Below are 10,415 nucleotides of genomic sequence, written 5' to 3' on the forward strand. Positions count from 1 at the left end.
AGTCCCCGTGTCGCTGCCACCCCTGGTCGAGCCAGCTGCTGAACTCACCGTCGACGAGGTCCGCAGGTACTCCCGCCACCTGATCATCCCCGACGTGGGGATGGACGGGCAGAAGCGGCTGAAGAACGCCAAGGTGCTCGCCGTGGGTGCGGGCGGCCTCGGTTCGCCCGCCCTCATGTACCTGGCCGCCGCCGGTGTGGGCACGCTGGGCATTGTGGAGTTCGACGAGGTCGACGAGTCGAACCTGCAGCGCCAGATCATCCACAGCCAGGCCGACATCGGCCGTTCCAAGGCCCAGTCGGCCAAGGACACGGTCCTCGGGATCAACCCCCTGGTGAATGTGATCCTTCACGAGGAGCGGCTCGAAGCCGAGAACGTGATGGACATCTTCTCCCAGTACGACCTGATCGTGGACGGCACGGACAACTTCGCCACCCGCTACCTGGTCAACGACGCGTGCGTGCTGCTCAACAAGCCGTACGTCTGGGGCTCGATCTACCGCTTCGACGGCCAGGCGTCGGTCTTCTGGTCCGAGCACGGCCCCTGCTACCGCTGCCTCTACCCGGAGCCCCCGCCCCCCGGCATGGTCCCCTCCTGCGCCGAGGGCGGCGTGCTCGGCGTGCTCTGCGCGTCGATCGGCTCCATCCAGGTCAACGAGGCGATCAAGCTGCTCGCCGGCATCGGTGAGCCGCTGGTCGGCCGACTGATGATCTACGACGCTCTGGAGATGCAGTACCGCCAGGTCAAGGTCCGCAAGGACCCCGACTGCGCGGTCTGCGGTGAGAACCCCACCGTCACCGAGCTCATCGACTACGAGGCCTTCTGCGGCGTCGTGTCCGAGGAGGCCCAGGAGGCGGCGGCCGGTTCGACGATCACTCCCAAGCAGCTCAAGGAGTGGATCGACACCGACGAGAAGATCGAGATCATCGACGTCCGCGAGCCGAACGAGTACGAGATCGTCTCGATCCCGGGCGCGAAGCTGATCCCGAAGAACGAGTTCATCATGGGCACCGCCCTCTCGGACCTTCCGCAGGACAAGAAGATCGTCCTGCACTGCAAGACGGGCGTCCGCTCGGCCGAGGTGCTGGCCGTGCTGAAGTCCGCGGGCTTCGCCGACGCCGTCCACGTGGGCGGCGGCGTGATCGGCTGGGTCAACCAGATCGAGCCGGAGAAGCCGATCTACTAGAGAAGCCGGTCCGCCGGACCGGAGCACTGCCTCAGAAGGGGCGGCCCGCACGATGTGCGGGCCGCCCCTTCTCTGCGCGCTCCAGCTCCGGCCCCGCCCTTCTCCCGGGGCTCCAGGAGCGCGGCCGTGCCGCTGTGCCGCCGCCGGGACGGCGCTACTGTGAGAAAGAGGGACGGCAAAAGCCGCATATCTCGCATATCAGCCCAGATGGGATCTGTCCATGCCGCTCGCACGCAGCCTCACGCGTCTGCTCGTGGAGCGGGACACGACGCGTAGGGAGCGCGCAGCGTTCCTCGTGTTTCTGCTCGTGGTGCTGGCCGCGATCGTGGGAGTGGAGTCCGTCACCCCCGGAGACCTGCGGGTGGTGCTGTTCGCGAGTCTGGTCCCGCTCGTCGGCGCCCTCGTGCTGAGCGTCCTGGCCACCGCCGCGCTCGCCACCCTCGCCGGTATCAGCATCGCCGTCTCGTACCCCCTGTTCGCACCGCACGAGCACAACCCCGGGCAGATGGCCGTCGTTCTCGCCTCGACCTGGACGGTCGGGATGCTCGCGCTGCTCATCGCGCGGCTCGGCTCCCAGCGGCAGTCACTCCTGGAGCGGACCCGCGGAGCCGCCGAGGCCGTCCAGCTCGCGTTGCTGCGGCCGTTCCCCCTGCGTACCAAGGACTTCGAGGCCTACGGGGTCTACCTCGCGGCGGAGGAGTACGCGCGGGTGGGCGGCGATCTGTACGAGCTGATCGAGTCGCCGTTCGGGACCCGGGTGCTCGTCGCCGATGTGCGCGGCAAGGGGCTCGACGCCATCAACGCGGGCGCGGCCGTGCTCAGCGCCTTCCGGGTGGCGGGGTACGAGGAGCCGGGCCTGTCGGACTTGACCCGGCGCATGGAGAACATACTGGACCGCTACAACGTGTACGCCGAGACCATCGGCCAGGAGCCGCGCCATGTCACCGCGCTGCTGGTCGAGTTCGCCCCGGACCGGCAGCGGATGCGGCTGGTGAACTGCGGCCATCTGGAGCCGTTCGCGGTCTCCGACTCCGGTGCGCGGCAGGTCGCTCTGGGGGAGGCGGGACTGCCGCTGGGGCTCGGCTTCCTGGTCCCCGACGAGGAACGGGCGCGCGCAGTCGTGGAGACGCGACTGCCGTACGGGGACAGGCTGCTGCTGTTCACGGACGGGGTCACGGAGGCCCGGGACGGCCACAGGGTGTTCTACCCGCTGGCCCGGCGGCTGGAGGGCTGGACCGGCCTGGAACCGGCCGCTCTGGTGCGGGAGATCGAGCAGGATCTCCACCGGTACGTCGGCGGGCGGCTCCAGGACGACGCCGCGATCATGGTGATCACCGCCCGCTGAGCCGGTCCGGGCGGGCTGAAGGGGCGGGACACAAGTGGGCCCGGACGGGCCGCACTTCGGGCACGGCGCTCGTCGCGGGGCCGGGACATTTGTCCTGCCGGAGTACGGACGCTTCGCTCTGCCGCCGGAGGTGCCCGGCGCGGGAAGCTTCTCGTGTCGGAAACGAAGCCTCAGGGGGAACCGGAAATGACCGCAGTGAGCACGGAGCAGAGCACCGCACAGAGCACCGCACGGAGCACCGTCCGGAGCACCACCCAGGACACGGAACCGGTCGCCGCGCCGGCCCCGGTGGAGATCAAGCCGCTGCCGAACTGGTACTTCCCGATCGTCGGCACTTTCGCCGGCGTCTTCGACATCGCACGGGCCTACCCGGTCGCGTACTGGCTGATCCCGGTCGTCGCCGCGGTGAACCTGACGCTCTCGCTCACGGTCCTGCGGACCCGGATGCGCTTCATGCGGGCGCTCTGGAAGAACAAGCGCACCCGGCTGCTCGCGGTCGGCCTGGTCGCGCTGCGGTTCGCGGTCCGCGGTGCGCTGGGGCTCGCCGGATTCGCTGTGGGGGCGGCCGTCGGCAGCGTAGTGATCGGCGTGGTGATGGCCGTACTGGGCACCGCGATGGCGTGGGGCGACCAGTGGCTGATCCTGCGGACGCTGGAGCGGAGCCGGACCCGTACGGAGACAGCGCCGGGCGCCTGACCGGCGGGGGCGTCAATCCCCGGCAATCCCCGGGGCGCCCGGCCGGGGCAGCCCCTAGAGAGCCCCTCTGCGCGTCAGGTAGTTGAAGCACAGCCAGCCGGGCAGCACCGGAAGCCAGAACGTCAGCAGCCGGAAGAGCAGCACCGCGGCGGCAGCAGTCCCCGGGTCGACTCGGGCGATGATCAGCGCACCGGTCAGCGCCGTCTCGACGGCCCCGACCCCACCGGGCGTCGGTACGGCGGATCCCACCGCGTTCGCGGTCAGGAAGACCACCGCGATGCTGGCGTAACTTATGGTCGAGCCGCCGCCGAAGGCCCGGATCGACGCGTCGAGGCACATCACGAACGTGCCGGTCAGCAGCAGCATCCCGCCGATACCGGTGAGCAGCTTGCGGGGCTGCTGGAGCACGTCCAGCATCCGCGGCACCACCCCGGCGAACAGCGAACGCACCCGTGTGACAACGAACTTCCGCAGGAACGGCACCGCCGTCACCACCAGCGCGAGCACCGCTGCCGTCAGCAGGCCGGCGATCACCGTGCGGGACGGGGTCAGCGACGGGGTCTGCTCGGTGCCCGTCACATAGCCGAAGATCATCAGCAGCAGGATGTGGCTGGCCAGCCCGAAGAGCTGCGAAGCACCGACACTGGCCACCGCGAGCCCGGGGCGCACGCCCGCGCGTTGCAGGAAACGGGTGTTGAGCGCCACACCGCCGACCGCCGCGGGCGCCACCAGCTTCACGAAGGACCCGGCGACCTGCGCCGACACGGCCCGCAGGAACGGCACCTTCTCCGGCACGAAGCCGAGCAGGCTCATCGCCGCCGCCACGTAACTCACCGCGGAGAACAGCACCGCCAGGGCGACCCAGCCCCAGCGGGTGGTGGTGATCAGCTGGTGGTACGGGATGTTCGCGAGCTGAGAGAGCAGGAAGTACGCGGCGACGGACCCGGCGATGACCGTGAACAGGGTGCGCAACTTGACGCGTTCGAGCCGTACCGGTTCGGCGTGCGCCTGCGGGCGGATCAGCAGCACCTGGTGGCGGATCTGCGAGAGCAGGTCCTCCTCACGTGCCCCGTCCAGCGCGTCGTCGATGGCCTCCTTCTCGGCCTTCTTCTCGGCACGGGCGGCCTTGCGGCTGTCGCCCGGCGCTTCGGGCCCGGCCTTCGCCCGCTTCGCCGTCTCCGACGCCTCGATCACGGCTTCGCGCTCGCGCTGCGCCCGCTCGCGCGCCAGCTGGCGCAGAGTCGCCCGGGTCGACCGGCTCAGCGCCAGCGGCTGGAGCAGCGGCAGGCTGTCGGCCACCTTGTCGGGACCGATGACCGCCACGGCTGACGCGACCGAGCGCTCCGCCCCGGCCCGCAGTCCCAGCGTGGTGAGCAGCTGCGCGATGTCCATGCGCAGCACGATGTCGCTCGCCGCGATCTCGCCGCCGCGCAGATCGGTGAGGATCACCCGGCCCGACCGGTCCACCAGGATCGCGTCGCCGACGAGCCTGCGGTGCGCGATGCGACGGGACTGCAGAGCCTGCATCTGCCGCCAGGCGTTCCGCATCAGCTCGTCGGTGAACTCCTCGTCGGGCAGCGAGTCGAGGGAGCGGCCGCCGGTGTGCTCGTACACGAGCATCACCGCGTCGGGGCCGAGCTCGGACGTGGCGATCAGCTTCGGCGCGTTGGCCCCGGCGGCGATGGCCGCGTACGCGAGGAGCGCCTCCTGCTCCAGGGCCTGGCGCAGCGACTGGATGGAGCGGCCGGTGGAGATGGACCGCAGGGTGAGGCGGCGCCACACCCGGTAGAAGAAGCCCTGCGCCTGCTGCTCCCGGTCGACGACGGTGACGTCGAGCGGCCCGCCGTCCTCCAGCGTGACGAAGTAGCGGCGGCCGCGGTCGCCCTGCTCGGCGGAGTCGGGGATGTCCTCGGCGCGCATCGCGCTGACGGGGTTGAAGCCGACGTGCCGCAGCCCGGCGAGCAGCTGGCGGCCGGTCGGGCGGACGTTGGGCGAGCCGACGGCGTACAGCGTGCCGTACGCGACGGTCCAGCCCAGCAGGATCGTCACGATGATCGAGAAGGGGGTGGTCTGCCGGCCGACCAGCACAGCGAAGGCGTTGACCAGCAGCACCACCCAGAGCGCCACCCGCCAGCGCGGCCTGCGGGCCATGCCGACGGCCGTCATATACGCGATGACGGGGGCGAGATAGCCGTGCACGGGGTCGGTGAGCGTGCCGTTGGCGAGCGACTGGGTGAGCGCCTCGGTGATCGACTTGGGTGCGGCCTTGGCGACCCAGAGGTCGGTGGCGAGCGCGGCGCCGTGGGCGAGTACGGCGGCCAGCACGCCGTCCGCGATCCGCAGACCGTCCCGTTTGACCAGCCGTTCGATCGCGAAGGCGACCGGCAGGATCAGTATGGCGATGGACGAGAAGAGCCCGGCGAGCTTGAGGAGCAGATCGGGTGTCTGGACGGTGCCGTTGTGGATGTCCTGGGCGAGCCCCGATGTCGTGCCGTGGGCGAAGGCGGCGATGGCCAGGACCAGCGCGATGGCCAGGATGCCGGTGAGCAGGCGCAGCAGATCGGACGGGCGGTGCACCCGGGCGGCGAGCAGCGGCTCGTCCCCGGAGACCCGGTCGATGGGCGTCGCCCCGCCGAACTCGGGCGGTGATTCCTGCGATCCGGGGTGGGATCCGGTGGCGGGTCCTGCGTCCGGTCCGGGGCGGGACCCCGTGGCGGGCTGTGTGTCCGGGCCGGGGTGTGATCCGGTGGAGGGTGCTGTGTCCGGGCCTGGGTGGGATCCGGTGGCGGGCTGTGATCCCGCCTCCGGGTGTGAGCCGGGCCCGGAATCCGTCCCGTCGGCCGCACCCGGGGCCGCGTCAGGGCCGCCCGGTGCGACCGGACCGCGGCCCGGCCCCGGGCCCGCCTCCGGTCCGCCCGGAGGGGTTTCGGAGTCGGGGGCGTTCGCCGCCTCCGGTGGCTCCTGCACGCCTGGCCCCTCCGTCGGTTCCTCTTTGTCTCGTATCACTGCGCTCCACCTCGGGGTGCTGGGCCCGCGGGCAGAGCGGCCGGGCGCTGCTCGCGGGAAGCCCGGCCACCGCCCGGACGATGGTGGCATGTCCGGGCGGTGCGGGAGGGCATCAGGGCCCCTTTGCGGAAAATGGCCCGGTCTGCGGAGAGCCCGGCGCGTTGTCGGCGCTGTGGTGCAGGATGGGCCGGGTGAGTGCTGAGCTGCCGGAGTACGCGGAACGGGTGCTGGACGTCGCGGAGCTGATCCCGCCCGGCCGCGTCATGACGTACGGGGACATCGCCGAATGGCTGGGAGAGGGGGGCCCGCGCCAGGTGGGGCGGGTGATGGCCCTCTACGGCGGCGGAGCCCCGTGGTGGCGTGTGGTGCGCTCGGACGGTGCGCTGCTCCCGGGCCACGAACTGCGGGCGCTGGAGCACTACCGCGCGGAGTCCACCCCGCTGCGGGACGCCTCGCGGGCCGCACGGGAAGCGGACGGCCACCTGCCGCGCCTGGACATGCGGCGGGCGCGGTGGGACGGCGGCGACGGGGCTCATGTCTGACAGCTTCCGCCATTCGGCCCTCCCACGGGTGGTCTGAGACCCGTACGGAGTACAGGCCACCGGCACGGCCGTCCGGGCCGCTGTCGTCCCGGCCGCTGTCGTCCCGGTCACCCGGCCCGACGGCGTAGCGTCGGCGGGGCACCGCGGGCCCGGCGGAGCCGCCGGGCCCGGCACATACTCGGCACCCACCCTTCCCGTCCGCACATCCACGCACCCCTTCCAGGACCGGCGATCCACGTGAGCACCTCCACTTCCCACCGGGTACGGCAACGGGCCCCGGGCGCGTACCGACTGGTGCGCACCCCGCCGGGCACGGTGGATCCACCCGTACTGGACGCACGGCAGCGTGCGGTGGTTGATCACGGCACCGGGCCGCTGCTGGTCCTGGCCGGGCCGGGCACGGGCAAATCCACCACGCTGGTGGAGGCGGTGGCCCGGCGCATCGCCGAGGGGACGGACCCCGAACGGATCCTGGTCCTCACCTTCAGCCGCCGGGCCGCGGTGGAGCTGCGCGACCGGATGGCCGTACGGATCCAGGGCGGCGGGCAGGGGCCGATCCCCGATGCCGGGGCGTCCGGCGCCGGATCCAGGATCGGCACGTACGGACCGCAGGCGACCACCTTCCACTCCTTCTGCTACGCCCTGGTCCGCGCCCACCAGGACGCCGACCTCTTCGCCGAACCGCTGCGGCTGCTGTCGGGGCCCGAGCAGGACGTCGCGGTTCGGGAGCTGCTGGCCGGACAGCTCGACCTGGGCCGGATCCGCTGGCCCGACGAGCTGCGGGCCTGCCTGACGACGCGTGGCTTCGCCGACGAGGTGCGCGCGGTGCTCGCCCGCAGCCGGGAGCTGGGCCTCGGCCCGGAGACCCTGGCCGCGTTCGCGGACCGCACGGGGCGCCCCGACTGGCACGCGGCCGCCGGGTTCCTCGCCGAGTATCTGGACGTCCTCGACGCGCAGGGCGTCGTCGACTACGCGGAGCTGGTGCACCGCGCGGTGCCGCTGGCCGAACGCGCCGACCTCCGCTACGACGCGGTCTTCGTCGACGAGTACCAGGACACGGACCCGGCGCAGGTCAGGCTGTTGCACGCGCTGGCGGGCGGCGGCCGGACCCTGGTCGCGTTCGGCGACCCGGACCAGTCGATCTACGCGTTCCGCGGCGCCGACGTGAACGGCATCCTGGACTTCCCCGACACGTTCGCCCGCACGGACGGCCGCCCGGCCCCCGTCGAGGTGCTGACCACCTCACGCCGCTCCGCCACGGCCCTGCTGACGGCGACCCGGCTGCTCACCCAGCGGATGCCGCTGCCCCGGCTCCCCGCCGCGAAGGTCCGCGCACACCGGGAGCTCTCGGCGGTACGGGCCGGGGGCCGGGTCGAGGCGTACACCTACCCGACGGCCGGCACCGAACTGGACAACATCGCGGACATCCTGCGCCGGGCCCACCTGGAGGAGGGCGTGCCGTGGAACGACATGGCGGTCCTGGTCCGTGCGGGCGGCCGCTCGATCCCGGCGGTGCGCCGGGCGCTGACCTCGGCCGGGGTCCCGCTGGACATCGCGGGCGACGACGTACCGCTGCGCCACGAGCCCGCGGTCACCCCGCTGCTGACGGCGCTGCGGGCGGTGGCGGAAGCGGCGCTGGGCAGTGCCGGCGCCGGTCCCGGCACCGAAACCGGGACCAGTCCCGGTGCCGGCCCGGACACCGGCGACGAGGGCCCGGCGGCCGGGGCCCCCGCGGCCCGGCTGACCACCGAGGCGGCTCTCGCGCTCCTCACCTCACCGCTCGCCGGCATGGACGCCGCCGACCTGCGGCGGCTCGGCCGCGCCCTGCGCGACGAGGAACGGGCGGGCGGCAACCGGCTGCCCGCGCCGTCCGACGAACTGCTCGCCCGCGCGCTGGCCGAGCCCGCACGGCTGATCGCGCACGACCCGGCGTACGCCAGGGGCGCCCAGCAGCTGGGCAAGCTACTGAGCAGAACCCGCGCGCTCCTGGAGAACGGCGGCACCGCCGAACAGGCCCTCTGGGAGCTGTGGAGCGGTACCGGCTGGCCCCGGCGTCTGGAGCGCGCCACGCTGCGGGGCGGCGCCGCCGGGCGCAACGCCGACCGCGACCTGGACGCCGTCTGCGCGCTCTTCGACACCGCGGCCCGCGCCGAGGAGCGCACCGGCGGGCGCGGCGCGCTGAACTTCCTCGAAGAGATCGACGCCCAGGACATCGCCGCCGACACCCTGTCGAAGCGGACCGTGCGCCCCGAGGCGGTCCAGCTGATGACCGCGCACCGCGCCAAGGGCCTGGAATGGGGCCTGGTCGTCGTCGCCGGTGTGCAGGAAGGGCTGTGGCCCGACCTCAGGCGGCGCGGCTCCCTGCTGGAGGCGGACCGGATCGGGCGCGACGGGCTCGCCGAACCGCTCAGCCCCGGTGCGCTGCTCGCCGAGGAACGCAGGCTCTTCTACGTCGCGGTCACCCGCGCCCGCGACCGGATCGTCGTGACCGCGGTGAAGGCACCGGCCGACGACGGGGACCAGCCGTCGCGCTTCCTCACCGAGCTGGGGGTGGAGCCGAAGGACGTCACGGGCCGCCCCCGGCGCCCCCTCGCGGTGGCCCCGCTGGTCGCGGAGTTGCGCGCGACGACCGTCGACCCGAAGGCGTCCCCCGAACTGCGCGAGGCCGCCGCCCACCGGCTCGCCCGGCTGGCCGCGCTCACGGACGAGGAGGGCCAGCCGCTGGTGCCCGCCGCGCACCCGTACCGCTGGTGGGGGCTGTACGAGCCGACGCACTCCGCCGTCCCGGTGCGCGACCCCGGGCAGCCGGTCGCACTCTCCGGCAGTGCGCTGGACCAGCTCGCCCACACCTGCTCGCTCCAGTGGTTCCTGGGCCGCGAGGTGAAGGCGGACGCGCCCGCCACCGCCGCCCAGGGCTTCGGCAACGTGGTGCACGTCCTCGCGGACGAGGTGGCGTCCGGGCGTACCCCCGCCGACCTGGCCGTCCTGATGGAACGCCTCGACTCGGTCTGGAACTCGCTCGCCTTCGACGCCCCCTGGAAGTCCGGCCAGGAGAAGGAGAACGCACGCGCCGCGCTGGAACGCTTCCTGCGCTGGCACGTCATGGACCGCGCGGGCCGCACCCCGGCCGCCACCGAGCACCCCTTCGACGTGACCCTGGAGGCGGGTGAGTACGAGGTCCGGATCCGGGGCTCCATGGACCGGGTCGAGCGGGACGCGGAGGGCCGTGCGTACGTGGTCGACTTCAAGACCGGCAAGCAGGCGCCCACGAAGGACGAGGTGGCCCGCCATCCACAGCTGGCGGTCTACCAGCTCGCGGTGCGCGAGGGCGCGGTGGACGAGGTCTTCGGCGGCCGGCGCCCCGAGGCGGGCGGCGCCGAACTCGTACAGCTGCGGCAGGCCGCCGTGAAGAAGGAGGGCGGCGACGCCCTGCCCAAGGTCCAGTCCCAGGAGCCGCTCGCGGGGGAGTGGGTCGGCGACCTGCTGGCCACCGCCGCCGGAAAGGTGCTGGACGAGCGCTTCACCCCGACGACGGGCAGCCACTGCACGCACTGCGCGTTCCGCGCCTCCTGCAGCGCCCTGCCCGAGGGGCGCCACATCGTCGAGTGACGGCGGTACGACAGCGGTACGCGAGCGGGCG

General features: G+C 72.8%; 6 protein-coding genes. 5 read left to right on the plus strand and 1 reads right to left on the minus strand.

What is annotated here, in order from left to right; translation table 11 throughout:
- Window positions 1-7 precede the first annotated feature (7 nt).
- The 3 genes from moeZ (at window position 8) to OHB13_RS25045 (ending at window position 3,227) form a co-directional block, all read left to right on the plus strand.
- Window positions 8-1,186, plus strand: a complete 1,179-nt coding sequence (gene moeZ / locus OHB13_RS25035; protein ID WP_266853343.1) for an adenylyltransferase/sulfurtransferase MoeZ — start codon at window positions 8-10, stop codon at window positions 1,184-1,186.
- Window positions 1,187-1,406: 220 nt separating this feature from the next.
- Window positions 1,407-2,531, plus strand: a complete 1,125-nt coding sequence (locus OHB13_RS25040; RefSeq protein WP_328378584.1) for a PP2C family protein-serine/threonine phosphatase — start codon at window positions 1,407-1,409, stop codon at window positions 2,529-2,531.
- A gap of 186 nt (window positions 2,532-2,717) precedes the next feature.
- Window positions 2,718-3,227 (plus strand): hypothetical protein, encoded by a 510-nt coding sequence (locus OHB13_RS25045; protein WP_328378585.1) that lies wholly within the window; start codon window positions 2,718-2,720, stop codon window positions 3,225-3,227.
- 54 nt (window positions 3,228-3,281) lie between these two features.
- Here OHB13_RS25045 and OHB13_RS25050 read toward each other — a convergent pair whose 3' ends face one another.
- Window positions 3,282-6,194 carry a flippase-like domain-containing protein gene (locus OHB13_RS25050; RefSeq protein ID WP_328378586.1) on the minus strand — a complete coding sequence of 971 codons (2,913 nt, stop codon included), beginning with the start codon at window positions 6,192-6,194 and terminating at the stop codon, window positions 3,282-3,284.
- A gap of 221 nt (window positions 6,195-6,415) precedes the next feature.
- On the opposite strand from OHB13_RS25050, the gene OHB13_RS25055 reads away from it, so the two are divergent.
- Complete coding sequence (locus OHB13_RS25055; protein WP_328378587.1) at window positions 6,416-6,775, plus strand: MGMT family protein; 360 nt, start codon at window positions 6,416-6,418, stop codon at window positions 6,773-6,775.
- A 237-nt stretch (window positions 6,776-7,012) separates the two neighbouring features.
- A complete protein-coding gene (locus OHB13_RS25060; protein WP_443062967.1) occupies window positions 7,013-10,384 on the plus strand; it encodes an ATP-dependent helicase in 3,372 nt (1,123 codons plus the stop codon).
- The last annotated feature ends 31 nt before the right edge of the window (window positions 10,385-10,415 follow it).

The organism is Streptomyces sp. NBC_00440 (genome assembly GCF_036014215.1).
Classification (GTDB): Bacteria; Actinomycetota; Actinomycetes; order Streptomycetales; family Streptomycetaceae; genus Streptomyces.